The organism is Pseudomonas sp. NPDC047961 (genome assembly GCF_050272435.1).
Lineage (GTDB): Bacteria > Pseudomonadota > Gammaproteobacteria > Pseudomonadales > Pseudomonadaceae > Stutzerimonas.
In genome coordinates this window covers 131,464-157,225 of record NZ_JBNNMD010000007.1, presented here as the reverse complement: position 1 = coordinate 157,225, position 25,762 = coordinate 131,464, and the positions used below count along the sequence as shown (strand labels likewise).

25 protein-coding genes and 2 pseudogenes are annotated in these 25,762 nt (G+C 61.6%); 10 read left to right on the top strand and 17 right to left on the bottom strand.

Annotated features, from left to right (window positions below):
• Positions 1-4: 4 nt before the first annotated feature.
• The 3 genes from ACQKIK_RS20800 to ACQKIK_RS20790 all read right to left on the bottom strand — a co-directional run bounded on the left by ACQKIK_RS20800 (position 5) and on the right by ACQKIK_RS20790 (position 3,998).
• Complete coding sequence (locus tag ACQKIK_RS20800; protein WP_127838287.1) at positions 5-1,975, bottom strand: BCCT family transporter; 1,971 nt, start codon at positions 1,973-1,975, stop codon at positions 5-7.
• Between the two features lie 226 nt (positions 1,976-2,201).
• Positions 2,202-3,701 (bottom strand): YifB family Mg chelatase-like AAA ATPase, encoded by a 1,500-nt coding sequence (locus ACQKIK_RS20795; RefSeq protein ID WP_499137311.1) that lies wholly within the window; start codon positions 3,699-3,701, stop codon positions 2,202-2,204.
• Between the two features lie 33 nt (positions 3,702-3,734).
• Positions 3,735-3,998, bottom strand: coding sequence for an accessory factor UbiK family protein (locus ACQKIK_RS20790; RefSeq protein WP_127838288.1), 264 nt, complete (start codon positions 3,996-3,998; stop codon positions 3,735-3,737).
• 395 nt (positions 3,999-4,393) lie between these two features.
• On the opposite strand from ACQKIK_RS20790, the gene glnK reads away from it, so the two are divergent.
• The 5 genes from glnK to sutA all read left to right on the top strand — a co-directional run bounded on the left by glnK (position 4,394) and on the right by sutA (position 8,440).
• Entirely contained in the window at positions 4,394-4,732 is a 339-nt protein-coding gene (glnK, locus tag ACQKIK_RS20785) for a P-II family nitrogen regulator (RefSeq protein WP_003096476.1), read from the top strand.
• Between the two features lie 124 nt (positions 4,733-4,856).
• On the top strand, positions 4,857-6,173 hold the full coding sequence (locus ACQKIK_RS20780; RefSeq protein WP_045432246.1) for an ammonium transporter: 1,317 nt from the start codon (positions 4,857-4,859) through the stop codon (positions 6,171-6,173).
• Between the two features lie 81 nt (positions 6,174-6,254).
• On the top strand, positions 6,255-7,508 hold the full coding sequence (locus ACQKIK_RS20775) for an ammonium transporter (protein ID WP_046162943.1): 1,254 nt from the start codon (positions 6,255-6,257) through the stop codon (positions 7,506-7,508).
• A gap of 97 nt (positions 7,509-7,605) precedes the next feature.
• Entirely contained in the window at positions 7,606-8,031 is a 426-nt protein-coding gene (locus tag ACQKIK_RS20770) for a secondary thiamine-phosphate synthase enzyme YjbQ (RefSeq protein ID WP_046162942.1), read from the top strand.
• Positions 8,032-8,104: 73 nt separating this feature from the next.
• Positions 8,105-8,440: a dormancy-specific transcriptional regulator SutA gene (gene sutA / locus ACQKIK_RS20765; RefSeq protein WP_045430936.1), complete on the top strand. Its 336-nt coding sequence runs from the start codon at positions 8,105-8,107 to the stop codon at positions 8,438-8,440.
• A 109-nt stretch (positions 8,441-8,549) separates the two neighbouring features.
• Here the strand turns inward: sutA and ACQKIK_RS20760 are convergent, their stop codons facing one another.
• From ACQKIK_RS20760 to lptM, 6 genes are all read right to left on the bottom strand, one after another.
• Positions 8,550-9,245 carry an HAD family hydrolase gene (locus ACQKIK_RS20760; protein WP_046162941.1) on the bottom strand — a complete coding sequence of 232 codons (696 nt, stop codon included), beginning with the start codon at positions 9,243-9,245 and terminating at the stop codon, positions 8,550-8,552.
• Positions 9,242-10,141, bottom strand: coding sequence for a tyrosine recombinase XerC (gene xerC, locus ACQKIK_RS20755; RefSeq protein WP_046162940.1), 900 nt, complete (start codon positions 10,139-10,141; stop codon positions 9,242-9,244). The genes ACQKIK_RS20760 and xerC overlap by 4 nt, the downstream gene beginning before the upstream one ends.
• Before the next feature lie 81 nt (positions 10,142-10,222).
• Positions 10,223-10,918, bottom strand: a complete 696-nt coding sequence (locus tag ACQKIK_RS20750; RefSeq protein WP_046162939.1) for a DUF484 family protein — start codon at positions 10,916-10,918, stop codon at positions 10,223-10,225.
• A complete protein-coding gene (gene dapF, locus ACQKIK_RS20745; RefSeq protein ID WP_499137310.1) occupies positions 10,915-11,745 on the bottom strand; it encodes a diaminopimelate epimerase in 831 nt (276 codons plus the stop codon). The genes ACQKIK_RS20750 and dapF overlap by 4 nt, the downstream gene beginning before the upstream one ends.
• A 10-nt stretch (positions 11,746-11,755) precedes the next feature.
• Positions 11,756-13,003, bottom strand: coding sequence for a diaminopimelate decarboxylase (gene lysA / locus ACQKIK_RS20740; protein ID WP_064481348.1), 1,248 nt, complete (start codon positions 13,001-13,003; stop codon positions 11,756-11,758).
• Between the two features lie 10 nt (positions 13,004-13,013).
• On the bottom strand, positions 13,014-13,154 hold the full coding sequence (gene lptM / locus ACQKIK_RS20735) for an LPS translocon maturation chaperone LptM (protein WP_019341253.1): 141 nt from the start codon (positions 13,152-13,154) through the stop codon (positions 13,014-13,016).
• A gap of 200 nt (positions 13,155-13,354) precedes the next feature.
• Between lptM and cyaY the strand changes: the two genes are divergently transcribed.
• Both cyaY and rnk read left to right on the top strand, forming a co-directional pair.
• Positions 13,355-13,687 carry an iron donor protein CyaY gene (gene cyaY, locus ACQKIK_RS20730; protein WP_045430917.1) on the top strand — a complete coding sequence of 111 codons (333 nt, stop codon included), beginning with the start codon at positions 13,355-13,357 and terminating at the stop codon, positions 13,685-13,687.
• A gap of 150 nt (positions 13,688-13,837) precedes the next feature.
• The gene (gene rnk / locus ACQKIK_RS20725) at positions 13,838-14,245 is read left to right on the top strand and encodes a nucleoside diphosphate kinase regulator (protein ID WP_045430914.1); all 408 of its coding nucleotides are present in this window, start codon (positions 13,838-13,840) and stop codon (positions 14,243-14,245) included.
• A gap of 38 nt (positions 14,246-14,283) precedes the next feature.
• Here the strand turns inward: rnk and ACQKIK_RS20720 are convergent, their stop codons facing one another.
• From ACQKIK_RS20720 to ACQKIK_RS20710, 3 genes and pseudogenes are all read right to left on the bottom strand, one after another.
• On the bottom strand, positions 14,284-17,115 hold the full coding sequence (locus ACQKIK_RS20720; RefSeq protein WP_499137309.1) for a class I adenylate cyclase: 2,832 nt from the start codon (positions 17,113-17,115) through the stop codon (positions 14,284-14,286).
• A 173-nt stretch (positions 17,116-17,288) separates the two neighbouring features.
• The gene (locus tag ACQKIK_RS20715; protein WP_045430907.1) at positions 17,289-17,534 is read right to left on the bottom strand and encodes a TIGR02647 family protein; all 246 of its coding nucleotides are present in this window, start codon (positions 17,532-17,534) and stop codon (positions 17,289-17,291) included.
• Between the two features lie 78 nt (positions 17,535-17,612).
• Positions 17,613-17,870, bottom strand: a pseudogene (locus tag ACQKIK_RS20710) (hypothetical protein); the annotation flags it as partial.
• Positions 17,871-18,026: 156 nt separating this feature from the next.
• On the opposite strand from ACQKIK_RS20710, the gene ACQKIK_RS20705 reads away from it, so the two are divergent.
• Positions 18,027-18,992 carry a magnesium transporter CorA family protein gene (locus ACQKIK_RS20705; protein ID WP_463307546.1) on the top strand — a complete coding sequence of 322 codons (966 nt, stop codon included), beginning with the start codon at positions 18,027-18,029 and terminating at the stop codon, positions 18,990-18,992.
• On the opposite strand, the gene ACQKIK_RS20700 is transcribed toward ACQKIK_RS20705, so the two are convergent.
• The 5 genes and pseudogenes from ACQKIK_RS20700 to ACQKIK_RS20680 all read right to left on the bottom strand — a co-directional run.
• Entirely contained in the window at positions 18,993-19,520 is a 528-nt protein-coding gene (locus ACQKIK_RS20700) for a hypothetical protein (RefSeq protein ID WP_045430898.1), read from the bottom strand. It abuts the gene before it with no gap.
• A 71-nt stretch (positions 19,521-19,591) separates the two neighbouring features.
• The gene (locus ACQKIK_RS20695) at positions 19,592-20,074 is read right to left on the bottom strand and encodes a GNAT family N-acetyltransferase (RefSeq protein WP_499137308.1); all 483 of its coding nucleotides are present in this window, start codon (positions 20,072-20,074) and stop codon (positions 19,592-19,594) included.
• A gap of 57 nt (positions 20,075-20,131) precedes the next feature.
• Positions 20,132-21,526 (bottom strand): argininosuccinate lyase, encoded by a 1,395-nt coding sequence (argH, locus tag ACQKIK_RS20690; protein ID WP_499137307.1) that lies wholly within the window; start codon positions 21,524-21,526, stop codon positions 20,132-20,134.
• Positions 21,527-21,624: 98 nt separating this feature from the next.
• The gene (locus ACQKIK_RS20685) at positions 21,625-22,509 is read right to left on the bottom strand and encodes a methyl-accepting chemotaxis protein (RefSeq protein ID WP_499137401.1); all 885 of its coding nucleotides are present in this window, start codon (positions 22,507-22,509) and stop codon (positions 21,625-21,627) included.
• Positions 22,483-22,785 (bottom strand): annotated as a pseudogene (locus ACQKIK_RS20680) (HAMP domain-containing protein); the annotation flags it as partial. The gene ACQKIK_RS20685 and the pseudogene ACQKIK_RS20680, both read right to left, overlap by 27 nt.
• A gap of 1,040 nt (positions 22,786-23,825) precedes the next feature.
• Between ACQKIK_RS20680 and ACQKIK_RS20675 the strand changes: the two are divergent.
• Together ACQKIK_RS20675 and ACQKIK_RS20670 are read left to right on the top strand one after the other, a co-directional pair.
• The gene (locus ACQKIK_RS20675; protein ID WP_499137306.1) at positions 23,826-24,908 is read left to right on the top strand and encodes a sensor histidine kinase; all 1,083 of its coding nucleotides are present in this window, start codon (positions 23,826-23,828) and stop codon (positions 24,906-24,908) included.
• Positions 24,905-25,651: a LytR/AlgR family response regulator transcription factor gene (locus tag ACQKIK_RS20670; RefSeq protein ID WP_045430882.1), complete on the top strand. Its 747-nt coding sequence runs from the start codon at positions 24,905-24,907 to the stop codon at positions 25,649-25,651. The genes ACQKIK_RS20675 and ACQKIK_RS20670 overlap by 4 nt, the downstream gene beginning before the upstream one ends.
• Positions 25,652-25,762 lie beyond the last annotated feature (111 nt).

Sequence of the window (25,762 nt, the reverse complement as noted above, 5' to 3'; positions counted from 1 at the left end):
TTGCTTAGCGAACCATGTGCAGGAAGTGCATGTGCTTCTCGTACTGGTCCAGGATGTCGCCGATCACGCCATCACGGCTCCAGCCCATCACGTCATAATTCTGCCCGCCTTCCCTGAGGTGAACCTCGGCGCGGAAGTAGGTCGCCTCGTCAGAATCGCCCTCTTCGGTGGCGACAAAACTCGGCATCGGATAGCCGCGCGGGCGGATCTGATAGATGAAATCAGGCGCGCCCTCATGGGTGATCTGCAGCCCGGTGCGGTTGTCTTCACCGCCTGTAAGCTCCACGGCGTACCCCTGCTTGCGCAGTTCTTCCGCCACTTCAGCGCACGCGGGCGCCGCGATTGCAACGATGAAGCGCTCCACGTCGCGACGGCGTGGGTACTTGGTCAGGTTCTGCACCCGACGGCGCCAGCCACCTTCAGACTGCGGCGCTGTGGGCGTGGTGCTGACCGTCTGATAGCGCAAGCCTTGTTTGGTGGCATCCACGCGCAACGCCTTGAGCAAGCCCCACATGGCGCAGAGCAGCACGATGGTGAAGGGCAAGGCACTGGCAATGGTTGCGGTCTGCAGCGCGGTCAGGCCGTCCGCGAGCAGCAGGGCGATGGCGACCGCTCCCATGGAGCCGGCCCAGAACACGCGCTGCCACACAGGTGTCTGGCCTTGACCGCCGGAGGCGAGCATGTCGACGACCAGCGCACCGGAGTCCGCCGAGGTGACGAAGAACACCACCACCATGATGATTGCAATCAGCGACAGCAGCGAGGCGAAGGGGAAATACTCGAGGAAGGCGAACAGTGCCAGTGAGCTGTCTCGCTCGATGGCTTCGCCCAGGCTGGTGACGTGTTCCCAGAGGATCATGTGGATCGCTGTATCGCCGAACACTGTCATCCACAGCAGGGTGAAGGCTGTCGGGACCAGCAGCACGCCGGTGACGAATTCGCGGATGGTGCGGCCTCGCGAAATGCGCGCGATGAACAGCCCAACGAAGGGTGACCAGGCCAGCCACCAGCCCCAGTAGAACAGCGTCCAGCCGCCTATCCAGTCGTTCGGCTCGTAGGCGTAGAGGTTGAAGGTCGCGGTGACGATCTGTGAGAAGTAGTTACCGGTGTTCTGCACGAATGTCTGCAGGATGAATACGGTCGGCCCGGCGATCAGCACCAGCAACAGCAACAGAACGGCCAGCGTCAGGTTCAGTTCCGAGAGTCTTCGTACGCCCTTGTCCAGGCCAGTCACCACCGAGATAGTCGCCAGCACGGTGGTGCCCGCAATCAGTGCGATCTGCACCGGGACGGAAATGGGCACGCCATACAGGTGATTCAGTCCTGTGTTGATCTGCGTGACACCCAGCCCCAGCGAAGTGGCGACGCCGAGAACGGTGCCGATAATGGCGAAGATGTCTACCGCATGGCCGATCGGGCCGTAGATGCGTTCGCCAATCAGTGGGTACAGGGCGGAGCGCAGCGTCAGTGGCAAGCCCTGGCGATAGCTGAAGTAGGCGAGAATCATCGCGACGATCGCGTAGATGGCCCAGGCATGCAGGCCCCAGTGGAAGAAGGTGATCTTCATGGCCTCGCGCGCAGCAGCAACGGTGCCGCCTTCGCCAACTGGCGGCGAGAGGAAGTGCATGACCGGCTCGGCGACGCCAAAGAACATCAGGCCGATGCCCATGCCTGCCGAGAACAGCATCGAGAACCAGGTCAGATAGCTGTAGTCCGGCTCGCTGTGGTCAGGGCCCAGCTTGATCTCGCCATAACGGCTGAGCGCCAGCAATACAACCATCAGCAGGATGATGGCGACTGCAAGAATGTAGAGCCAGCTGACATTGGCGATGATCCAGGCCTGGACATCGCTGAACATGCCTTGAGCATGTTCCGGAGTGGCGACGCTGTAGATCACTAGCAACAGGATGAGCACGGCAGAGCCGTAGAACACCGGGGGATTGAGGGTGGGAGAGGAAGACTTGTTGGCCTCCATGCTGCGCTCCTTGATAACCGATTGGGGAGTGGCCGCCTGTGGCGAAGAGGACGCAATCTAACATATTGGTCAGCTTTCGACCGGGCCCCGCTCCGCGGCGATGGGGTTGGACCCTTGGTTCTGACCGCACCAAGCAGCAAGTTGCAGCGTATTTTTCTCACTTTGTCGGGAGGCTTTTCGGGCCCTGCCGATGACCGTCGAGCCGGGCAGGAAGCTGTTTCGGGTTTCAGCCCGTCTGGTTGCCGGGTCGGTATTGCAATGCCTCGGCCAGGTGTGCGCGACCAATGGCGTCGGCCGGCTGAAGATCCGCCAGTGTGCGTGCGACCTTCAGGATCCGATGCGCAGCGCGTAGCGACAGTCCCAGGCGTTCGCAGGCGCGCTCGAGCCATTGCTGGTCCTCCGGCTGCAATGAGCAATGGTTGCGCAAACCGGCAAGATCGAGGAAAGCATTGGCGCAGCCCTGTCGCTTGAGTTGAATACGCCGCGCTTCGGCCACCTGCGCTGCGACCCGCTGCGTGGTTTCGTTGCCAGCCAGTGGTGCGTTCAGCGCTGTGGCTTCGCGAGCGACCGTCAGATGCAGGTCGATGCGGTCGAGCAGCGGCCCTGAGAGCTTGCTGCGGTAGCGTTGAATCTGGTCTGGCGAACAGCGGCAGCGACCGCTGGAATCGCCCAGGTAACCACAGGGGCAGGGGTTCATCGCCGCGACCAACTGGAAGCGTGCTGGAAAGCGCACCTTGTCGCGCGCGCGGGCGATGACGATACAGCCTGATTCCAGGGGCTCGCGAAGCACTTCCAGGACCTTGCGGTCGAATTCCGGCAGCTCATCGAGAAACAGTACACCTTGATGCGCCAAAGTGATTTCCCCCGGCCTTGGCCGACTGCCGCCGCCAACCAGGGCTGGCCCTGATGCACTGTGATGGGGCTGTCGAAAAGGGCGCTGTGGCCAGTGCGCCAAGGGAGACTGGCTGGCGACAGACTGAATTGCTGCGACTTCCAGCGCTTCCTGTTCTTCCAGAGGTGGAAGCAGGCCGGGTAGCCGGCTGGCAAGCAATGTCTTGCCGGTACCAGGCGGACCGGATAACAACAGGTTGTGGCCACCCGCTGCGGCCACCAGCAGCCCACGCTTGGCGGCAGCCTGGCCCTGTACATCTGCGAGATCAGGGTAGGGCAGCACCTGGCGCAACAGGCCTTGGGCTTGAAACGGTTCGATGGGAGTCACGCCGTTGAAGTGCGCAGCGACTTCCAGCAGGTGGTCGGCGGCGTAGACCACCAATCCCGACGCCAGGCTGGCCTCCTCGGCATTGGCTCGCGGCACCAGCAGGGCGCGCCCGGCCTGGCGGGCCGCGAGCGCGGCGGGCAACACGCCTTGTACCGGCCGCAGTGCGCCGGAAAGCGCCAGCTCGCCCAGGCATTCGAGCGTGTCCAGCCGGTCCGCAGGGATCTGGCCACTCGCCGCCAATATGCCCAGCGCGATGGCCAGATCAAAACGGCCACCATCTTTAGGCAAATCGGCTGGCGCAAGATTGAGCGTGATTCGTCGGGCCGGGAAGTCGAAGCCGGACGTCAGGATCGCGCTGCGCACGCGGTCTTTGCTTTCCTTGACCGCCGTTTCCGGCAGGCCGACCAAGGCCAGCGAAGGCAGGCCATTGGCAAGGTGCGCCTCCACCGTCACGGTGGGCGCTTCCACGCCGACCTGGGCGCGGCTGTGGACAATTGCGAGGGACATCCGATCACTCCTTTGATCGTGACGCCAGCCGGCCTATTCGGACGCGGGTGGCGCGAGTTTCTCTTCCAGCTCGGCGACCTTGGCTTCGAGGGCTTCAAGCCGCGCCCGAGTGCGTGCAAGCACGATCATCTGGCTGTCGAATTCTTCACGGCTGACCACATCGAGCTTGCTCAGCGCACCTTGCACGATGCCTTTGAGCTGGGCTTCGACTTCCGCACGGGGCAGGGGATTTTCACCGCTGAATAGCCGCGAGGCCTGCGCGCCGACGGCGTCGAGAAAAGCTTTGGGTGGGAACATGAGCATTACCTGTTTCTGAGCGACGCGCAGTGTAACACGGGCTATTCGACCGTCCTGCCGACGCGCGTGCACGTTTGCGGGCATGCCGTTGCGGTGTCGTGCACCGGCATGGTGCGCTATCCGGGCGGGCGAGCCGTGATGTGGCCGCGCACGCCCTTTGCGAAGCGCCACACGCCGGGCATTGCAAAAAGCTGGCATCGATTCTGCTTAGCTCCTCACGACGCATGCACCAGCAGGTAGCGGTGCAAAGGCGATTCGGGACGTTTCGTCGGATCGGTTGATGGTGTCGGATGGTCGCTCGGCAACGCCGGCGCGTTACAAGAGCCAGACACTGCGCTTAGACTTGAGCCGGGTTCGTACTTCTGGGGCAAGTCCACCTAAACGGGAGAAGTTTCATGAAACTAGTCACTGCCATCATCAAGCCGTTCAAGCTGGACGACGTACGCGAGTCGCTGTCCGAGATTGGCGTCCAGGGCATCACGGTCACCGAGGTCAAGGGCTTCGGTCGCCAGAAAGGCCATACCGAGCTGTACCGCGGGGCTGAATACGTAGTCGATTTTCTGCCGAAGGTGAAGATCGACGTAGCAATCGCCGATGACCAACTCGATCGCGTGATCGAGGCGATCACCAAGGCGGCCAACACCGGAAAAATCGGCGACGGCAAGATCTTCGTCGTGAATCTGGAACAGGCCATTCGCATCCGCACAGGCGAAACCGATACCGACGCAATCTGACGGCCCGACGCGTAGCGCGCGTTTGAGCGGGCGGCAACGCCCGACACGTCGCCACGCACCGTCCGAGAATTTGCGATTGCCTGCCTAGCAGGCCTACGAACCCCCACGCCCCAGGAGTAAAACCATGACTCTGCGAAAATTCGCAGGGCTAGGAGCCCTTTTGTCTCTGATAAGTCCAGGCATCGCCATGGCGCAGGAGGCAACGCTTGATTCCGGCGATACGGCATGGATGCTTACGGCCACCGCGCTGGTGCTGTTCATGACGATTCCGGGCCTGGCGCTGTTCTACGGCGGCATGGTCCGCTCCAAGAACATCTTGTCGGTGATGATGCAGTGCTTCGCCATCACCGGCCTGATGAGCATCCTCTGGATGGTCTACGGCTACAGCCTCGCGTTCGATACCACCGGTATGGAAGCAGGCGTCACCAACCTCAATTCCTTCGTTGGAGGCCTGGGTCGCGCCTTCCTCAGCGGCCTGACGCCTGACAGCCTCACCGGTACCGTACCGGAGAGTGTGTTCATAACCTTTCAGATGACCTTTGCCATCATCACCCCAGCGCTGATCGTCGGTGCGTTCGCCGAGCGCATGAAGTTCTCCGCGATGCTGGTGTTCATGGGCGTCTGGTTCACGCTGGTCTACGCACCGATAGCGCACATGGTCTGGGGCGGCGATGGCGGCCTGATGTGGGACTGGGGTGTGCTTGATTTTGCGGGCGGCACCGTGGTGCACATCAATGCCGGTATTGCTGGCCTGGTGGCGTGCATCGTGCTCGGTAAGCGCAAAGGCTTCCCGACCACGCCGATGGCGCCGCACAACCTCGGCCTCACCCTGGTCGGCGCCGCGATGCTCTGGATCGGTTGGTTCGGTTTCAACGCCGGCTCCTCGCTGGCTGCTAACGGCACAGCCGGAATGGCCATGTTAGTGACCCAGATCGCAACCGCTGCGGCTGCGCTGAGCTGGATGTTCGCCGAGTGGCTCACTCACGGCAAACCCAGCGCCCTCGGCATCGCTTCGGGTGTCGTGGCCGGTCTGGTCGCCATCACACCAGCCGCCGGTACGGTCGGCCCGATGGGCGCGCTGATTATCGGTCTGGCCTCCGGCGTCATCTGCTTCTTCTGTGCAACCAGCCTGAAACGCAAGCTTGGTTACGACGACTCTCTGGACGCTTTTGGCGTGCACGGAGTCGGCGGCATCGTGGGTGCGTTGCTGACTGGCGTGTTCGCTGCCCCGGCACTGGGCGGCTTTGGTGAGGTGGAAAACATCGCACTGCAGCTGTGGATCCAGTTCAAGGGCGTGCTCTTCACCGTCGTCTACACCGCCATCGTCACCTTCGTGATCCTCAAGGTGATCGATGTGGTGATGGGGCTGCGGGTCACCGAAGAAGAAGAAACCATCGGCCTGGATCTCAGCCTGCACAACGAGCGCGGCTACAACCTGTAAGCACACGGAGTGCGCCCGGAGCCAACCCGGGCGCCTTAACCGAACAGCGCTGCGAGGCGCTCGGCAAAAGGTGATAAAAAAATGGATAGCACAGCTTTGATACCCGTCCAGTACGGACTCGATACCTTCTACTTCCTCATCTGCGGTGCGCTGGTGATGTGGATGGCGGCCGGTTTCTCCATGCTCGAAGCCGGTCTGGTTCGGGCGAAGAACACCGCCGAGATCCTGACTAAAAATATCGTGCTCTACGCCGTGGCGTCGATCATGTACCTGCTGATCGGTTACTACATCATGTACTCCAGTCCGGACGGGGGCATCCTGCCGAGCCTGGGCTTTCTGATCGGTGACGAGAACGCGGTGGACGTGGTCGCCGCAGGTGGTGAAGACGCACCGTACTACTCGACCCGTGCCGACTTCTTCTTCCAAGTGGTATTCGCCGCCACCTGCATGTCGGTGGTCTCCGGCGCGGTGGCCGAGCGGATGAAGCTATGGGCGTTCATCGCCTTCGCGGTGGTAATGACGGGTGTGATCTACCCAGTGCAGGGTTTTTGGAAATGGGGTGGCGGCTTCCTCGATGCTGCCGGTTTCCTGGACTTCGCTGGCTCTGGTCTGGTGCACATGGCTGGTGCTTCGGCGGCCCTGGCAGGCGTCCTGCTGCTGGGCCCGCGTAAGGGCAAGTACGGTCCGAACGGTCAGATCAATGCGATCCCTGGCGCCAACCTGCCGCTGGCGACTTTGGGTGCGTTCATCCTGTGGATGGGCTGGTTCGGCTTCAACGGCGGTTCGCAGCTGAAGATGAGCACTATCGAAGACGCCAACGCCGTCGCTCAGGTGTTCACCAATACCAATATGGCGGCCGCCGGTGGCCTGGTCGCGGCATTGGTTACCGCCCGTCTGCTGTTCGGCAAGTCCGACCTGACCATGGTCCTCAACGGTGCGCTGGCCGGTCTGGTTGCCATTACCGCTGAACCCTTAACCCCGAGCGCGCTGCAGTCCGTATTGATCGGCGGTGTGGGCGGCGTACTGGTCGTTTTCAGCATCCTCGGCCTGGACAAACTCAAGCTTGATGATCCGGTCGGCGCCATTTCGGTGCATGGCGTTGTGGGTATGTGGGGCCTGCTGGCGGTGCCGCTGACCAATGCGGACGCGACATTCGGCGCGCAATTGCTAGGCCTGGTATCGATCTTTGCCTGGGTGTTCATTGCCAGCCTGATCGTGTGGGGCATCCTCAAAGCGGTCATGGGACTGCGTGTGAGCGAAGAGGAAGAATACGAGGGCGTCGACGTCGTCGAGTGCGGCCTCGAGGCCTATCCCGAGTTCACCAACAAGCGTTGATTTCTCCGCTGTCGACAAGGGCGCCTCAGGGCGCCCTTTGTTTTTTCTGGCGCCGCGCTAGAATGCGCGCGTTCAGGAGCCGAAGGGGTCTTTTAGAATGTGGCGACAGACACTCATCACGCTGCGCCCGAGGCCGCGAGGCTTCCATCTGATAACCGACGAGCTGCTTGCACAACTGCCGGAACTGCAACAATGCGAGATCGGTCTGTTACACCTGTGGCTGCGTCATACCTCGGCTTCATTAACGGTCAACGAGAATGCCGACGGCGCAGTCCGGCGCGATTTCGAACGGTTTTTCAACCGTCTGGTACCGCAGGGCCAAGCTGGATACGAACACGATTACGAAGGACCGGACGATCTACCGGCGCATTTCAAGGCTAGCCTGCTGGGTTGCCAGGTAAGTTTGCCCGTCAGCGAGGGGCGGCTGGCATTGGGGACCTGGCAGGGTATCTACCTGGGTGAGCACCGGGATCAAGGTGGCGCCAGGCAGGTTCTGGCCACGTTGCACGGGATGGCAAGTTGAATTTTTTTGGCGATGGCGAACAAAGCACATCGCTGGGCTATAACTTCCGCTTTGGCAAGGTACGAGGTTGAACATGAGCGACGAAGAATTAGAACAAGACGATCTGGACACGAACGACGAGGACGAAGGCGAGGAGCTGCCTGCTGCCGATGACGGCGAAGCAGATAACAGCGCCGACGACGAAAGCACCGACAGCGACCGGGCAGCGCCGACCAGTAAAAAGAAGGCCAAGGCGGTTGTGGTAGAAGAGCTGCCGAGCCTGGAAGCCAAGCAGAAGGAACGTGACGAGTTGGCTCGAGCAATGGAAGAGTTTCTGGCACGCGGGGGACGCGTACAGGAAGTCGAACCCAACGTGGTCGCAGATCCGCCCAAGAAGCCCGACAGCAAATACGGCAGTCGTCCTATCTAGGTTCTGAGGGGCGGGATCGGACGAAGCGTCACGCCGGTAAACGTGTGATCGCAACAGAGCCCAACACGGTCGTGTTGGGCTTTGTCGTATCTGCGCGGTTGTTATTCGGTTACCGCCACCGTGCGAGCAGTCTCGGGAGCTCTGCCAGGCTGCGAACTTCGGCGTCAGGCTGGCCTTCATGCTGCCACGCTTTGCCGCCCGGATTGAACCAGATGGCACGGACACCGGCGCGCTGCGCCCCGCCGACGTCATCGTCGGGGTGATCGCCGATATGGACGGCGTGTTCGGCAGCTACGCCCGCTCGCCCGAGCGCTTCCTGAAACGGCCGTGGGTCCGGCTTGCCGATCCCCAGGTCTTCTGCACACAAGGTGAACTGGAAATAGTCGGCCAACCCCAGGCGTCGGACGTCCGCGTTGCCGTTGGTCAGCACGCCGAGCATGTAGTGATTGGCCAGATGCTCCAGCGTGGGGTGAACGTCAGGAAACAGGTCGATGGCGTGCCGCGCTTCGAGGAAAACCTCGAATGCTCGACTGGCAAGATCTCGGGCCTCGCCCTCCGGGTAGCCGGCGTCATGCAAGGCGTGAAAAAGGATGCGTCGACGCAGCTCGCTAATGCGGTGTTTCAGGCCGGGTTCGGATTCAACCAACATGTGGCGGATTGCAGCGAGCGACTCCACCGGAAACCCGCCCAGTCGAGGCGCATGCTGCCCGAGCCAGTCGCGCAGGCTGTTTTCTGCACTGTGAATGACTGGGCCGACATCCCACAGCGTGTCGTCGAGGTCGAAGGTGATCAGGCGAATGCTCATTGGTCGCTGCCTTGCTTGCGTTTGGCGCGTGGGTGCGCCTGGTCATAGACCTTGGCCAGGTGCTGGAAATCCAGGTGGGTGTAGATCTGGGTGGTACCGATGTCGGCATGGCCGAGCAGCTCCTGCACCGAGCGCAGATCCTGGGAGGACTCCAGCATGTGACTGGCAAAGCTGTGCCTGAGCATGTGCGGGTGCAAGTGCTGACCCAGTTCACGCACGCCTGCCTGGCGCACCCGTAGCTGCACCGCTCGCGGACCCAGCCGGCGACCCTGCTGGCTGACGAACACGGCGCCATCCGGCGGATTGCTCAGCGCGCGCACTGGCAGCCACGCTTCGAGGGCTTCGCGCGCTTTGCGGCCTACGGGCAGCACCCGTGCCTTGTTGCCCTTGCCTTGGACCTGAACCAGTCCCGCGGGCAGGTCCAGCTGGTCGAGGTTCAGCCCGACCAGCTCGGCCAGGCGCAACCCTGATGAATAGAACAGCTCCAGCATCGCCTGATCACGATGACCGATGAAATCGTCTTCAACGCCGCCATCGAGTAGCTGCATGGCTCGGTCGGTATCTAGCAAGCGCGGCAGGCGCCGCTCGCCCTTGGGTGCGGAAATGCCGGCAGCCGGATCATGGGCGCAGCGGCCCTCCTGGTTGAGATACCGATACAGCCCGCGTAGCGACGACAACAGCCGAGCGAGGCTGCGTCCGGACTGGCCGTGGCGATGCTGCTCGGCAATAAGCTGACGCACGTGCGGGCTTTTGAGTTGCCCCCATTCAGGCAGCCGCTGCTTTTCGCAGAAGGAGAGCACTTTGACCAGGTCGCGACGATAGCCGTCGAGGGTATGCGGCGATACCTGTCGCTCGGTGCGCAGGTGTTCGAAGTAGGCGTCTAGGTCGGTTTGCATGAGCGGCTTCCTGGGAGTGCCGGCTCGCCTAAGGCTGGGCCTGGCACTCAGGTTTTGGCCCGTAGCGGGTGGTCTGTGTTCTCAACGCACCGAGCGCAGCGGCGTGGAATAGGAGGGCAGTACGCGTGTCAGCACTTCGGCGATGTAACCGAGGAACAGGGTGCCCAGTGAACTCTTATAGTGCTGCGGGTCCACGCTCCCAATCGCCAGGATGCCCTGCTGCTGGTTCAGGGCGACCACCGCAGCCGAGCCGATGCTGCGACTTTCTTCTTCTCCAAAGAGAAAGGCGAGTTCATGCGGACGAAGCACACCACAGACTGTCTTGCCGCTGCCAAGCAATCCACTGATGGCTTGCTGGGCTTCGGCGCTGGTAACGCTGCGGCCGACTGGCAGCGGCGTTTCACTGAACAGGATCAGGCTCACAAAGGGCACCTGGAACTCGTGCCGCAGGCTTTCATCCACCGCGCCGATGACTTCTTCCAGGCTGTTGGCATCCAGCAGATCGAGCACCAGCCGACGCGTTTTGTCGAACAGCCGATCGTTGTCACGGGCCACGTCCATCAGATGCGACAAGCGATGGCGCATTTCGATGTTGCGCTCGCGCAGCAGCTTAACTTGCCGCTCGACCAGCGACACCGCGCCGCCAGGTAGGTGAGGGATGCGCAGTTCGGGAATCAACTCGTCGTGATCGACAAAGAATTCCGGATGGGCTCGCAGATAGGCCGCGACGGCTTCTGCGTCGGGCAGCTGTGGCTTGTCCTGGTTTTGCTCGGTCATAGGCGAACCTGTCCTTCGAATACGCGAACAGCGGGGCCGGTCATCATAACGGGGTGTCCAGCGCCTGCCCATTCAATGGACAGACGGCCACCTGGCAGATCGAGCTGCACCGGAGAATCCATCCAGCCTTGTTGGATGGCAGCGACCGCCGCGGCGCACGCGCCGGTCCCGCAGGCCTGGGTTTCGCCTGCGCCACGTTCCCAAACACGCAGCTTGGCGTGCTGACGATCGACCACCTGAATGAAACCGGCATTGACCCGCTGAGGAAAGCGCGAATGGTGCTCGATCTTCGGCCCGAGCTCGTGCACCGGAGCATTATCGACATCCTCCACACGCATCACGGCATGGGGGTTGCCCATGGATACGGCAGCGATGTCCAGCTGCTGATCATCGACCTGAAGCGGATAACTCAAGGCTTGTTGGTCGGCCTGGAAGGGGATCTCAGTCGGGATCAGGCGAGGCGGGCCCATGTCGACGCTGATCTGCCCGTCGGGCCGCACGATCAGCTCGATAATGCCGCCCTTGGTCTCGACGCGGATTTGCCGCTTCATGGTCAGGCGCTTGTCCAGCACGAAGCGGGCAAAGCAGCGTGCACCGTTACCGCATTGCTCCACTTCCGATCCGTCGGAGTTGAAGATGCGATAGCGGAAATCCACATCGGGGTTGTGCGGCGGCTCGACCAGCAGCAGCTGATCGAAGCCCACGCCGGTATGCCGGTCGCCCCATTGCTTGGCGTGCTTGGGTTGGATGTGCGCGTGCTGGCTGATCAGGTCTATGACCATGAAATCATTGCCCAGGCCGTGCATCTTGGTAAAACGCAAAAGCATCGTCGTGGCCTCAGGCAGGCAGCAGGCTTTCGCCGGCATAAAGCTCCTGCACGCTTTCGCGGCGGCGCACTTCGTAGGCTTCGTCGCCGTCAACCAGCACCTCGGCTGCGCGGCCACGGGTGTTGTAGTTCGAGCTCATGACGAAACCATAGGCACCGGCCGAACGGACCGCCAACAGGTCACCTTCAGCCAGCACCAGCGGGCGCTCCTTGGCGAGAAAGTCTCCGGTTTCGCAGATCGGGCCGACGATGTCGTAGTGACGCGCCTCGCCCTCGCGCGGCTGCACCGGTACGACATCCATCCAGGCTTGGTACAACGCCGGGCGGATCAGGTCGTTCATCGCCGCATCGACGATGGCGAAATCCTTGTGCTCGGTGTGCTTGAGGTATTCAACACGGGTCAGCAGCAGACCGGCGTTGGCGACTATAGAGCGGCCGGGTTCGAACACCAGCGCCAAATCGCGCCCGTCGATGCGCTTGCGCACGGCCTGGATGTAGTCGCCGGCCAGCGGGGGCTGCTCCTCGCGATAGCGAACGCCCAGCCCGCCGCCCAGATCCAGATGGCGAATACGGATGCCACGCACGGCGAGGCGGTCGATCAAGGCGAGCAAACGGTCGAGTGCATCAAGGAATGGCGGCAGCGTGGTGAGCTGCGAGCCGATGTGGCAATCGACGCCAACAACTTCTAGGTTGCTCAGCTCGTGAGCGCGGGCATAGACCTCCTCGGCGTCGGCAATGGCGATGCCGAACTTGTTTTCCTTGAGGCCCGTGGAGATGTACGGGTGGGTCCCAGCATCGACGTCCGGATTGACCCGTAGCGAGACCGGTGCCACTGCGCCCAGCTCGGCGGCAACCTGCTGCAGGCGCTCAAGCTCGTCGGTGGACTCGACGTTGAAGCAGTGCACACCGACTTCCAGCGCGCGGCGCATGTCGTCGCGGGTCTTGCCTACGCCCGAGAACACGATGCGGTCAGGCTGACCACCGGCCGCCAGTACGCGCTCCAGTTCGCCACGCGAAACGATGTCGAAGCCGGCACCCAAGCGGGCCAGTACGTTGAGCACGCCAAGGTTGGAGTTTGCTTTGACCGCAAAACAGACCAGATGCGGCATGCCTTGCAGCGCGTCGGCATAGGCGCGGTACTGCGCCTCGATGTGAGCCCGAGAATAGACGTAGGTGGGGGTGCCGAAGCGTTGCGCGAGAGCGGGCAACGCCACGCCCTCCGCGAAGAGCTGACCGTCGCGGTACGAGAAGGCCTCCATGAATGCCTCCTTACAGTTCGAATCGGTCTTTGGAACGTTCTTTGGCAGTTGCCTCGTCGTCCGGAAGGTAGAGCGGGCCTTTCTGGCCGCAGCCGGTTAGCGCGGAAGCGAGAACCGCCAGTGCGATGAGTGGAAGCAGCAGACGCTTCATTGGGGTGCAATCCTAGAAAAATCGATGGGCCGGAGTATACCCAGCACCCGTCGGATTGCCTATGTGGCCGCGCTCGCCGGTCCCACCTTGGACCTCTGCCCGGACAGCCGCTCGCTAGACGCGGCGGTGGCCTGCTAAGCTCGCCAGCATCGTCGGCGGCCCCGTTGCCGCCATGCAACCCGTACCGAGGAAATCGATTCATGAGCCTGAGCGAAGCCCGCTTTCACGATCTTGTTGACGCTGCGCAGGAGGAAATCGAGGACGTGTTCGATCACAGCGGAATGGACGTCGACCTGGAGAATTCCGGTGGCGTGCTGACCGTGCGTTTCGAGAACGGCACCCAGTTGATTTTCAGCCGTCAGCCCCCGCTGCGCCAGTTGTGGGTGGCGGCGCGTTCCGGTGGTTTTCATTTCGACTATGACGAGTCGACCTCGCTGTGGATCTGCGATGCCAACGATGAACGTCTCGGTGAGCTTTTGTCCCGGGTGACTCAGGAGCAGGGCGGCGAGGCGCTGGAATTCGAAGACCTGTAAGGGTGGCGGGCGGCAGGCCCAAGCCATGATTCCGGCACCCTTGCTTATTTAATGAGCTGTGATAGGGTCGGTTGCAGGTTAAATAACCCCGCCTTCGGGCGGGGTTTTGTTTTTTTGTCTGTTTAATTTTCTAGGAGCTTACCCGCACCCATGACCAGCGCACCGCCCATCATCATCACTCAACCCGATCTCCAGCGGCTCGAGCGTTTGCTCGACGGCCTGGCTGACTACGGTCCGGCCGCCGAGGCACTCGAGGAAGAGTTGTCCCGCGCCCAGGTGGTCGAGCGCAGCGAGCTGCCCGCTGGCGTGGTGTCTATGAATTCCCGCGTCCATTGTCGCGAGGAGGGTGTCGGCAAGGACTACCATCTGACATTGGTGTTTCCTCAGGATGCCGGCAAGGAAGGTACTGTCTCGGTCCTGGCACCGGTAGGCACAGCGCTGTTAGGCATGACGGTGGGGCAGCACATCGATTGGCCGACGCCCAGCGGCAAGGTACTCAAGCTGACCCTGCTGGCTGTCGAATATCAGCCGGAAGCGGCGGGCGACGTCACTCTCTGAGGGCGTCGTGACCACGTCCGCTCTTGCACCGGGACGGATCAGAGCGACTTCAGCGCCTGGTTGAGCGCTGCCTCCAGGTGCGCTTTGTAGCGCAGGTGCTGAACAGTTTGGGCGCGGCCAGTGCCATGCAGGCCGGACATGTCGAGGTCGGTTATATAACAGGGGTAGCGCTCGGCGCCGCGTCGCTGCGCAAGAATGAAATGCGCGACTGCGGCGAACAGCTCGGCGCCATATTCCAGGCTCGAAAACTCCTGATGGTTGCAGTACAGGGTCACCCGTGAGCGGCCTCGTTCGCTGTGTTCGACGATTGCCTGCACGTCATAGTAAGGATCGCCGATGTTTTCCCGTGGCGGCGGTCTCCGCTCGATGTTCACTGTCTCGCCCGCTGCCGGTGTCATGAGCCGGTAGAACAGAATATCCATCGCTGCCAGCCGGCTCTCTTCGAATGGAAGCTGGGTGTTGCGCCGGTAACTCACCGACTGCAAAAACCGCAGCAAGGGTGTCAGCAGACTCTGCTCGTCTCGATAGGGCTGTTGCTGGCGCCAGAGCGCGTTGAATTCATCCAGAACGGTGATTTCCGCCAGGCTTCCCTGAACGCGATAGAAAACTTGCAGGCAGTGTGCCCTGGCTTGTCCAAGAATCAACGGCAGGTCGGTCCCTTCGAGCGCGTGTCGCTCCACGCGGATGGGCCGCACGCTGTGATGAGCCTCACCGAGATGTTCCAGCAATGCGGGCATGTCGCTCAATGTGGTGTGCCGGACATTTCCGCTCACCAGATCCAGCAGGTGGTAGTGCTGGCGGACCTGCAGCAGGTAACGGCTCTCTCCCGGCTCGTCGAGCAACGTTTGGGCGTCGGTAAAAACGGTGTTGATACGTCGCGCGAGTGCCATGCCGGCATTTCGGCTGAAGCAGCGTATTTGCAGGTCGGGCCGCTCGCCACGAATCGGCAGTTCCTGCAAGAAGTCACGCAGGCAATCCGGCAAAGGGGAGGTGCCTTCATAGCGCGTCGCGATCAGTTCGCTCCAGCTGTTCAGTGTCAGTTGGTCGACGCTCAGCACCAGATTGTCTCGGGTAACGGCATGCCGCAGCGATTCGGTTAGCTCGTCGAACGATAGGGGTTGCTGTGGGTTCAGCGGGTCAAGACCGACGTTGACCAGCAGCAGGACCTTGACGGGGCTCGCCGCGACCAACAGCGCTTCGTCAGCCAGTGCCTGAGGCGGCATTGGGAATGCCTGGCGGATATCGGTCAACAGCGCGAACAGCTCGGCTTCCGTCAGGCCGCTGTCGCCGGGGTGCAGAGCGACATGCGTGGCCGTATCGATAATGCCGTTGCGATGGCACCAGGCTAAAAGTGGAACCAGCTCGCGGGAGCGCTTGAGCGGCGAAAAATTGCTGAGCTGTTGGGCATTCAGGTTGCCTTCGTAAAGCGCCCAGTAGACGTCGTCCGCGGCGTCATAGCCCTGCATGAGGGTCAGGCTGTGCTCTGCCAGGTCGGGCGCGATGCCCAGGTTGATGGCTTCAACCTTGCCCGCCTTGCGTTCGATCGCGGCATGCAGGCGCCTGCCAAGCACACCGAAATCCCGTCCGTTGATGCTGCTGGTGATCTGCAGGCGTCGCGCAAATTCACTGAGGAATCGGTAGCCGTAGGTCAGTTCGTTGACCAGTGCTCGGCGTTCCTCGACGACCCGCCGCACCTTCCACTGGCTACGTGCGTCGAGTTGGGCAAACTGTCGATCATCCCATTTCCATTCCGCCACCAGGCGCTCAAGCAACCGCCTTTTCCAGCTTTTGTTTCGGCCGTTGAAGGGCTGGCTGAGGGGCTTGTTGACCTTCAGGTATAGACAGCGCCGCAGCAGTGCGAGGCGTTCCTGATCGCCGCGGCTGTCGAGGTAGTGCTCGATTCTGCGGTAGGCGACGATGTAAGGATCGAGCTCGTCCAGATCGAGTCGATTGGCATACACAGCCTGCTTGAAGTCGAGGCTAAGGCAGCGCACCTGAGGATGCTCGCTGGCGTAGACCTCAATCAGCAGCAGCTTGAACAGCGACTTGTAGGGCGACTCAATGGCCTTGTACAGCTGCCACAAGCCGGCACCGAGGTATTCGCCGGGCGGGATGCTGGCGAGACTGCCCAAATCCAACACCTCGTCGCTGCGCACGAAGCGTTTGTCCAGCAGAGTGCGCACGTAGTCGCGGTAGCGGTGCTCTTCGTAATCAGGCACTAGCCACCAGAGTGGGGTGCGTCCGCCCAACCAGATCGCGGTGCGGTAAAACTCATCAAGCAGCAGATAGTGTTGAGTGGTCCCGCAGTCATCGGAGGTCAGCTTGGCTTCGCGGGCGCCCTGAGTGAAGCGGACCGGATCGACCAGGAAAAAATGCGCCTCGCTACCTTGAGTCGCGGCCCATCCCTGTAGCAGCTCGCATTTGCGTTGCAGTTCGCTGAGTTGCTGTGCAGACAGATCCGGATCATGGCAAACCCAGACATCCAGGTCGCTTTGGTCGTCCTGCGCAACGGTGCCAAGACTGCCCATGAGAAACAGGCCGAGAATCGGCTGCGGCGGCTTACCGCGCAGTGGCTTGTAGGTGAACGAGCGGCTCAGGCGCTGAGCTTCAGCCAATGTTCCGGCGTCGGGCTCGAACCCTGCCAGTCCGGCTGGTGTAGTGCTGGAAACGTAACCCGGCAGGATCGGATGGTTTACGTGGAAAAGCAGCGGCAACAGTGTGAGCACCGCCTGTTGGCGGGACGACATGACGAGCCGGGTGCGTTCCAGGCGTGCGGCATTCAATGAAAGAAAGCGAGCGCGAAGCGCAGCGAGCACCTTGCGATCGATTCCCTCTTCAAGGATTGGGCGGATTTCCTGGTGGCGCGTCATGTGGAGATTGGTTCAGGCAAACGATGTTGTCCGACATGTTGATCGAGGCGAAGGGCGAAAACTAGCACGGGTCAGCGAAAGCCGCAGCTGCAAGAAACGGGTGATAGCCGAGCGCCTGTGCGGTGGTCAAACCGGTAAATGGCGTGCTCGGCTAGGCTTTGGTCGCCTCAAGCTTAAGCCGGAACGGGCTCAGTGAGAATTGTTAGCAGCACTTGGGCATGCTCAGCGGCATCGCGTCCAAGGCTCGTCAGGTAGCCGCCGTCGGGTAGGGTTGTCAGACCTTTGCTATGCAGGCGCTGGGCGGCAGCGATCGCCGCGTCGCCGGCGTCGTGGTGGACTTTCAGGCCTTCGAGTGAGTTGTCGAGGTTGAACAGGCGAAGAATTTCCAGCTCGGCTACCACTTCTGGGGTGTAGGACATGTCTGCTCCTCGGATGATGGGCGTTGGCCCTGTTTGCGGAAGTGTAGATGTTACGTGCGCGCCTGCCGCCGTCTAAGACTATTCGGCTAGGTCGGGTAGGTTGCGCAGCTGCGTTTCGTACCCTTCGATGTCGAACGGGCGGTCTTGCTCGAGCATCTGCCGGATCTCCCCGGCGAGCACGAGCGCCATCAGCTTGAGGATCTCGTCGCGCTCGTAGCCAACCAGTGTCAGTTTGTTCAGCGTAGCCTGGGCAGCGGCGGGTTCCCCGGCTTCAAGCTGGTTTTCGATTGCCTGGATCAGCGTTTCCTCGGCAAAGGTTTCATCATCATCGGACGTGGCATCGGTCATGTCGCAACTCTCGTCAGGGAAGTTCTCGATAGCGTGTTGAGGTGACTACCGGCAAGCTGGCTTCAGGCGGAAAAGGCCGGCTGAACGCTTCGCTTGGGTCGGTTTCTACTCTTACTATGACTTATCGAGAACACGACTACAGCAATGATCATCTTTCACTGTCTTGAAAACGGCGCGCTGGTGCGGCGCGTTGCCGAAAATCTGCAGACGCTCCCTGACAATATGCTGTGGGCCGATCTGCTGTCGCCTGATTCGCAGGAAGAGCGTTTTATCGAATCGTCGTTGGGGCTGGACATTCCGACCCGCGAAGAACTCGCCGAAATTGAAGACTCGTCGCGCTTCTACGATGAGGATGGCGCCATCTTCATGACCACAACGGTGGTGATGGGGATCGCCGATCGGCGGCCGGAAAATGCCGAAGTCACCTTTGTCCTGACCAAGCGTTGCCTGGTGACCGTTCGCTATACCGAGCTCAGTGCGTTCCGGCAGTTCGAGACGAAGAGTTCTCGGCAGCCGTCGACCTATTCATCCAGTCATCAGATCTTTCTCGCCCTGGCGGACGCTGTGGTTGATCGCATTGCCGACGTGCTGGAAAGCGTTCAGGTCCAGCTTCAGACCTTGTCGAGGTGCATCTTCGACGTGCGAAAGGAGCAGCGCACGGACCTGCAGCAGATCATCCAGCAGCTGGGGCAGCACCGTTCGCTCCTGTCGCAGCTGGGCGAAAGCTTGTTCAGCTCAACCCGTCTGTTGGCGTTTTATCGCCTGCATGCTAACGAGCCCAGGCAGGGTGCCGCCAAGGGCCTGCTGAAGGCGCTGGAGCGTGACGTGCGTTCGCTTGGGGAGCATCAGGCACGGCTGTTGGGCGATATCGCTTTTCTGCTCGACGCCACGCTGGGCCTGATCAATATTGAACAGAACGCCATCATCAAGGTGTTTTCCATTGCGGCGGTACTGTTCCTGCCGCCAACGCTGGTGGGCACGGTATATGGCATGAACTTCGAGAGCATGCCCGAGCTCAGTTGGTCGTTTGGCTATCCGATGGCCCTTGGGATGATGGTGATTTCAGCCATCATCCCCTATGCCTGGTTCAAGTTCCGCGACTGGCTTTGATCAGCCGAAGAAATACAGAACGATGCAGAACGCGCCCAGTAGCGCCCATACGGCGCCAAAAATGATGGGCGTGCGCAGCGAGAACAGCAGTGTACGTTTGTAGCGCTTCCCGCCCGGCGGGCTATTGCCTTCACCGAACAGAGCAGAATCCTGGTTGGGCAGCAGGCCGGCATTGCCTTCGGTCTGCAGCAGCTCGGCTTGCTTGCGATGCCAGCGCTCGATCACGTCGAAGCTCGCGCGAATGCCGGGTATCGCATGCAGCGAAGTGAGCAGTCCAAGCAGCGCCAGGACGCTCGGCACCACCAGACGGAACAGGCTTCCCCAGTCGGGATTAGTGTTGGCCATGGACGAGGCGAAGGCGATCATCAGAAACGACTGCGAAGACAGGTAGCCGCTGGTGCGGCTGGCCAGCAGCGTCGACTCGAAGTGGATTTCCGAGCGATAGAAGTTCAGGCGCTCCTTAGGTGAGTCGAATACTTCGGCACCTTGGGTGTCCTGATTGAGCAGCAACGTTTTGAGGTCGGGCATAAGCGGGAGCAATCTCGGGCGTCAAGGCGTTTGGCGCCATCCGACCGGTCGAGTTCCCGCTCGTGTCAATCTCAGGCCTGCTCCGCCAACGCCTGTAGCGCTTCACCGGTCAGGCGATAGGTGGTCCATTCATCCTGAGGACGCGCACCCAGTGATTCGTAAAACTGGATGGCCGGTTCGTTCCAGTCCAACACCGACCACTCGAAGCGCCCACAGCCACGCGACACTGCCAAGCGCGCCAGATATTGGAGCAACGCCCTGCCTGCACCGGTGCCCCGGGCCTCGGGTGTGACGTAAAGATCTTCGAGATAAAGGCCATTGCGGCCGAGCCACGTCGAGTAATTGAAGAAATACACCGCATAGCCGATCGGCTGACCGTCGCGCTCGCAGATCAGCGCACTGGCGCTGGCATCTTCGGCGAACAGGCTGGACTCGATGCCCGCGACATCGGTTTTCACTTCATGCTCGGCGCGCTCATAGATTGCCAGCTCGGTGATAAAGCGCAGGATCAGCGCGGCATCATCGCGGCTGGCGGGGCGAATGTTCAACGACATGAAAACTCTCCGGTCTGACAGGCACGAGCCGCCTCGCGCCTGCCCAGGTGACTTGGCTCAGCGAGTGACCAGCAATTCACGGCCGCGCTGAACGGCTGCGCGAACCTGCCTGGGTGCCGTACCGCCGACGTGATCGCGGGCATTCACCGACCCTTCCAGGGTCAGCACGGCGAAGACGTCTTCACCGATCTGGTCGCTGAATTGGCGCAGCTCGGCGAGGCTCATTTCAGCCAGGTCCTTGCCGCTCTCCAGTCCGTACTTCACCGCATGGCCAACGATCTCGTGACAATCACGGAAGGGCAGGCCCTTGCGCACCAAGTAGTCGGCCAGATCGGTTGCTGTGGAGAAACCACGCAGCGCGGCTTCACGCATGATTTCGCGCTTGGGTTTGATCGCAGGGACCATATCGGCAAAAGCGCGCAACGAGTCGCGCAGGGTGTCGGCGGCGTCGAACAGCGGCTCCTTGTCTTCCTGATTGTCCTTGTTATACGCGAGTGGCTGGCCTTTCATTAGCACCAGCAGGCCAGCGAGCGCGCCGAACACCCGTCCGGTCTTGCCGCGTACCAGTTCCGGTACGTCCGGGTTCTTCTTCTGCGGCATGATCGAGCTGCCGGTGCAGAAGCGGTCAGGCAGGTCGATGAACTGGAACTGCGCGCTGGTCCAGAGCACCAGCTCTTCGGAGAAGCGCGACAGGTGCATCATCGCCACTGAGGCGGCGGCGCAGAATTCGATGGCGAAGTCGCGATCCGAGACGCCGTCCAGCGAGTTACCGGAGATGGCCTCGAAACCCAGCAGTTCGCAGGTGATCTCGCGCTGAATCGGGTAAGTCGTGCCGGCCAGCGCGGCCGAGCCTAGCGGCATGCGATTGGTGCGCTTGCGGCAGTCGACCAGGCGCTCGTAGTCGCGCGATAACATCTCGAACCAGGCCAACAGGTGATGGCCGAAGGTCACCGGCTGCGCGGTCTGCAGGTGCGTGAAGCCGGGCATGATGGTGTCCGCTTCTGCTTCGGCCAGGCCTAGCAGGCCCTCTTGCAGTCGTGTGATTTCGCCGAGGATCAGGTCGATTTCATCGCGCAGCCACAGACGGATGTCGGTCGCGACCTGATCGTTGCGCGAACGCCCTGTGTGCAGTTTTTTGCCGGTCACGCCGATGCGATCGGTCAGGCGTGCTTCGATGTTCATGTGCACGTCTTCCAGGTCGACGCGCCAGTCGAATTTTCCGGCCTCGATCTCGCCCTGAATGTCTTTCAGATTGGCGATGATCTGGTCGCGCTCATCGGCGTTCAGCACGCCCGCCTTTTCCAGCATCGTCGCGTGGGCGATCGAACCCATGATGTCGTGGCGGTAGAGGCGCTTGTCGAACTCGACGGAGGCGGTGAATCGGGCGACGAAGGCGTCGACGGGCTCGCTGAAACGGCCGCCCCAGGACTGGTTGGTCTTGTCGGTGCTCATGTATGCGCTCGCTGAATCGGATGGGCAAATTGGAGGGCCCGAATAATAACAGGGTTACGCGCGGCTTCCGTGCTGGCGCTCCGCAGCGAGCGGCTTTATCAGGCCTTGAACTGGCCGAGACTGGCTTCGAGCCTCTGCGCAAGCACGCCCAGTTCCTTACCGCTGGCCGCGGTTGCAGTCACCGCGTCGGCGGATCGCTCGGCTTCGGTCAAGATGACTTCGACCCGCTCGCGCACGGCCGTTGCGGTGCTGGCTTGGTGTTCTGCGCCTTTGGTTGCCTCCCTTACGACCTGGTGCACTTGCTCGACGGCAGCCTGCAAAGCGCGCTGTAGCTCGCGGCTACTCCCCAGGGAAGCCGCGCCGCTTTCGGCTTGCTTGCCCGCCGTGTTGATCGCCATGACGGCGTCACGTGCACCCCGTTGCAGGCTTTCGATATGCGCCTGGATATCGCCGGTGGACTGCTGAGTCTTGCTGGCGAGCGCTCGCACTTCATCGGCCACCACCGCGAATCCACGACCACTTTCGCCGGCGCGAGCGGCCTCGATGGCAGCGTTCAGCGCAAGCAGATTCGTCTGCTCGGCGATGCCCTTAATCACGGTCAGTACCACTTCGATCTGTTCGCTCTGCTTGGCCAGTTTTTCGATCACCGAGGCGCTTGTCTGTACGCCACTGCCAAGCGCTTCGATCGTACGGCCCACCTGCTCGGAAATCGCCTCGTTATCTACCGCGGCCTTGCGAATCGAGGCAACCTGATCAAGTGCAGTCTGCATGGCGCGGCTTTCATTCTGTGCGTGCTGGGTCATGTCGGCCAACGCCTGTAGGCTTCGGGCGACCTCGTCACGTTGGCGCTCGGCCGCGGCTGCAGCGGAGCGGCTCCGGTTGCCCAGTGTGTCGATTTCCGCCCCGGTCTGTACGGCGATAGCGCGTGCTTCCTGGACGATCGGCTGGAGCTTGGCCAGGAACAGATTGACCGCGTCAGCCATCTCGCCCACCTCGTCTGCGCTGTGAATCTTCACGCGCTGGGTGAGATCGCCGTGGCCGGCCGAAAGGTCGCGCAGCGCGGTGCTGAGCAGGCCCAGCCGGCGCAGTACCTGGCGTCCGAGCACCAGCGTGACGGCGAGCAGGAGCAGTGTTCCGATGACAGCAAGGCCAACGCTGATTTTCCAAAGCAGCGCCGACGCGGAGCGCTCCACTGCCTTCTGGCTATTGGACTCGATGCTTTGTGCCACCTCCGTCGCTGCGGCCAGGCCTGACGCCATGATTTTTGCGCTGTCGCTGGCGGTGGTTGCGAGACCGGCTTCCACCAGCTTCGCTCCGCTGGCGACCAGTGTCTGGAATCGGCTGTCGAACGCCGCCAGTTCCGTGCTCACCGCTGAGGTGGAGAAGCCGAGGATCACCTGGCCGATGTCCGCCCCCTTGGGGTTGATCGATGTCTTGGCGAGATAGAGCGTTGGGTCGCTCTCGGCCGCGGACAGTACCTTGTCGAACGCGGTGCGTCCGGTGCCCTTGTCCAGCAGTGCTTTGACTCGGGGATCCTGGCGGTTCAAGTGCCGAGTGAGCTGGTTGCCATTGGCATCGAAATAGACGACGAAGACGACCGCCGGGTTGCGGTGAGCCATTCTGACGAACTCGGTCAGCGCCGGTACGTCGTTGTCCCAGATCGCAGCTGGCGCAACGCCGGCAAGTAGTGTGGCGAGGTCGTCTCCAGACTGCTTGAGGTGACGCTCAAGCACGTCTTTCAGCTGATTCTGCTCTTCGGTCAATCGCTGTGTCAGTCCCTGGGACAGATCGCTGGTCATGCGTTCGGCCAGGTTGGTAAGCCCGCCCCTGACTTCGGCATCTGCCGAGCGCAGCGCTTGCAACAGGCGCGCCGAATCTTCGCCCAGGCTTTGCTCGATGTCTTGTTCGAGCCCGTCGATGGTGCCCCGGGTCAATGCGAGAGCAACCAGTACTTGCACCAGAACGGCGCCGCACAGCGTCAGGAATACCGGGCGTAGCAAGCGGCTACGCAGAGAGGAAAACAGCAGCACGGTTCAAACTCCTGGGGCAGCGGTAACAATTGGCGGGTCGATAATGGGATGCAAGCATTGCGCCATCATGCGCCAAAACGAATCGCTCGTAGAACACCTTGTATCGGCCGATACAGCCGCATTCATGACTGCCGAAGCGTGGAACTGGCGACCGTTCGTCATCATTGCAACGTTCCGAGTCGATAGACTCGGCTCCCACTTCGCAACGGCAGTGGCCGCCCGGCCGGGCTCGCCTTGCTTTGCGCTCCTGCGGCGCGGAAACTCAATTCATGCGAACAAATAAACTCGATCGAACGCGGCCGGCGGCCCCTGTCGATGACTTCTTCGTGCCTGAACTCTGCCAGCCCGACGCGTTGCTCGGCCTGGTGCTGCTCGCCGAATTGCTGGTGCTCGTGCTGGTGCTCGCCGAGCCGATGCAACCAGGTTTCAACTGGATGCGCCTGGCACTGGCGTCGTTGTTCGTGCAGTGGGTGATGTTGCTGTCGGCCGGTTTGACTTGTCAGCTGCGACCGCTGCTGGCGCGATTGCCGGCTTGGCTGGCAGGGCTTGCTTGCTGTGCGATGGTGGTCGGGCTGACGCTGGCGTGCACGGCGGTTGCCGATATCTATCAGCTTGGCGGTCCGCTGACGCGCGTCGGCGAGGTGAATCTATATCTGCGCCATGCATTGATCAGCCTGATCATGTCCGGCCTGCTGCTGCGCTATTTCTATCTGCAGAGCCAATGGCGGCGGCAGGAGCAGGCCGAGCTTCGCGCTCGCATCGAGTCATTGCAGGCGCGCATCCGACCGCATTTTCTGTTCAACAGCCTGAACAGCATCGCGAGCCTGGTGGTCACCGATCCAGCCAAGGCCGAGCAAGCGGTGCTCGACCTGTCCGATCTGTTCCGTGCCAGCCTGGCGCGCCCCGGCACCCTGGTGCCTTGGGGCGAAGAGCTGGAGTTGTCACGCCGATACCTTTCAATCGAGCAGTACCGGCTCGGCGAACGGCTGAAAGTTGAATGGCAGGTCGATACCGTACCGGATGATTTGCCGATTCCCCAGCTGACCCTGCAGCCGCTTCTGGAAAACGCGCTTATCCACGGAATCCAGCCAAGAATCGAGGGCGGGGTGGTCAGCGTGGCGGCGTACTATGCTGATGGCGTGTTCCATTTGCAGGTTAGTAACCCCTTTGATGAGACGGCGCCAAAACTGCCATCTAGAGGGACTCAGCAAGCGCTGCTCAATATAGACGCACGACTAACGGCACTTTTCGGTCCCGCGGCGAGTCTCAGCGTGGAGCGGCGTAATGCCCGTTACTACACCTGTCTACGCTATCCGTGTGCGACACAAAAGCAGGAAGCCAGAACTGTATGAATGTGCTGATTGTCGATGACGAACCTCTAGCCCGCGAGCGCCTCAGCCGACTGGTAGGTGACCTTGACGGCTATCGTGTCCTGGAACCTTCCGCCTCCAATGGCGAAGAGGCGCTGTCCCTGATCGAGGAACTGCGTCCCGATGTTGTGTTGCTGGATATCCGTATGCCGGGGCTTGATGGCCTCCAGGTTGCAGCCAAGCTGTGCGAGCGCGACGCTCCCCCTGCGGTGATCTTTTGCACCGCCCACGACGAGTTTGCGCTGGACGCCTTCCAGGTGAGCGCGGTCGGTTACCTGGTCAAGCCGGTACGGCCCGAACACCTCGCCGAAGCATTGAAGAAAGCCGAGCGGCCCAATCGTGTGCAACTCGCGGCGCTGACGCGTCCTGCGGCGGTGAGCGGCACCGGCCCGCGCAGCCATATCAGCGCACGGACCCGCAAGGGCATTGAACTGATCCCATTGCCTCAGGTGATCTATTTCATCGCTGACCACAAATACGTCACCCTGCGCCATGAGGGCGGCGAGGTTCTGCTAGATGAGCCGTTGAAGGCGCTCGAAGATGAGTTCGGCGAGCGTTTCGTCCGCATTCACCGCAATGCGCTGGTCTATCGCGACCGTATCGAGCGATTGCAGCGCACCCCCCTTGGACATTTCCAGCTGTTTCTCAAGGGGCTTGAGGGCGAGCCGCTTACCGTAAGCCGCCGCCATGTCGCCGGTGTTCGCAAGCTGATGCAAAACCTCTGATTCGGGCCTGGCGCTAAGGACCGGCGCCCCGTTCCAGCTCAACCGTCCCCGGACGGCTTTCCTTGATCCCCGCCAACCCGATCGCTGTTCCTGGCCTGTTATCATCGCCGG

Bases quoted from the DNA above. Each gene is read 5' to 3' on its own strand.
- ACQKIK_RS20800 (WP_127838287.1), bottom strand. From the start codon at position 1,975: ATGGAGGCCAACAAGTCTTCCTCTCCCACCCTCAATCCCCCGGTGTTC.
- ACQKIK_RS20795 (WP_499137311.1), bottom strand. From the start codon at position 3,701: ATGTCCCTCGCAATTGTCCACAGCCGCGCCCAGGTCGGCGTGGAAGCG.
- ACQKIK_RS20790 (WP_127838288.1), bottom strand. From the start codon at position 3,998: ATGTTCCCACCCAAAGCTTTTCTCGACGCCGTCGGCGCGCAGGCCTCG.
- glnK (WP_003096476.1), top strand. From the start codon at position 4,394: ATGAAACTAGTCACTGCCATCATCAAGCCGTTCAAGCTGGACGACGTA.
- ACQKIK_RS20780 (WP_045432246.1), top strand. From the start codon at position 4,857: ATGACTCTGCGAAAATTCGCAGGGCTAGGAGCCCTTTTGTCTCTGATA.
- ACQKIK_RS20775 (WP_046162943.1), top strand. From the start codon at position 6,255: ATGGATAGCACAGCTTTGATACCCGTCCAGTACGGACTCGATACCTTC.
- ACQKIK_RS20770 (WP_046162942.1), top strand. From the start codon at position 7,606: ATGTGGCGACAGACACTCATCACGCTGCGCCCGAGGCCGCGAGGCTTC.
- sutA (WP_045430936.1), top strand. From the start codon at position 8,105: ATGAGCGACGAAGAATTAGAACAAGACGATCTGGACACGAACGACGAG.
- ACQKIK_RS20760 (WP_046162941.1), bottom strand. From the start codon at position 9,245: ATGAGCATTCGCCTGATCACCTTCGACCTCGACGACACGCTGTGGGAT.
- xerC (WP_046162940.1), bottom strand. From the start codon at position 10,141: ATGCAAACCGACCTAGACGCCTACTTCGAACACCTGCGCACCGAGCGA.
- ACQKIK_RS20750 (WP_046162939.1), bottom strand. From the start codon at position 10,918: ATGACCGAGCAAAACCAGGACAAGCCACAGCTGCCCGACGCAGAAGCC.
- dapF (WP_499137310.1), bottom strand. From the start codon at position 11,745: ATGCTTTTGCGTTTTACCAAGATGCACGGCCTGGGCAATGATTTCATG.
- lysA (WP_064481348.1), bottom strand. From the start codon at position 13,003: ATGGAGGCCTTCTCGTACCGCGACGGTCAGCTCTTCGCGGAGGGCGTG.
- lptM (WP_019341253.1), bottom strand. From the start codon at position 13,154: ATGAAGCGTCTGCTGCTTCCACTCATCGCACTGGCGGTTCTCGCTTCC.
- cyaY (WP_045430917.1), top strand. From the start codon at position 13,355: ATGAGCCTGAGCGAAGCCCGCTTTCACGATCTTGTTGACGCTGCGCAG.
- rnk (WP_045430914.1), top strand. From the start codon at position 13,838: ATGACCAGCGCACCGCCCATCATCATCACTCAACCCGATCTCCAGCGG.
- ACQKIK_RS20720 (WP_499137309.1), bottom strand. From the start codon at position 17,115: ATGACGCGCCACCAGGAAATCCGCCCAATCCTTGAAGAGGGAATCGAT.
- ACQKIK_RS20715 (WP_045430907.1), bottom strand. From the start codon at position 17,534: ATGTCCTACACCCCAGAAGTGGTAGCCGAGCTGGAAATTCTTCGCCTG.
- ACQKIK_RS20705 (WP_463307546.1), top strand. From the start codon at position 18,027: ATGATCATCTTTCACTGTCTTGAAAACGGCGCGCTGGTGCGGCGCGTT.
- ACQKIK_RS20700 (WP_045430898.1), bottom strand. From the start codon at position 19,520: ATGCCCGACCTCAAAACGTTGCTGCTCAATCAGGACACCCAAGGTGCC.
- ACQKIK_RS20695 (WP_499137308.1), bottom strand. From the start codon at position 20,074: ATGTCGTTGAACATTCGCCCCGCCAGCCGCGATGATGCCGCGCTGATC.
- argH (WP_499137307.1), bottom strand. From the start codon at position 21,526: ATGAGCACCGACAAGACCAACCAGTCCTGGGGCGGCCGTTTCAGCGAG.
- ACQKIK_RS20685 (WP_499137401.1), bottom strand. From the start codon at position 22,509: ATGGCTGACGCGGTCAATCTGTTCCTGGCCAAGCTCCAGCCGATCGTC.
- ACQKIK_RS20675 (WP_499137306.1), top strand. From the start codon at position 23,826: ATGCGAACAAATAAACTCGATCGAACGCGGCCGGCGGCCCCTGTCGAT.
- ACQKIK_RS20670 (WP_045430882.1), top strand. From the start codon at position 24,905: ATGAATGTGCTGATTGTCGATGACGAACCTCTAGCCCGCGAGCGCCTC.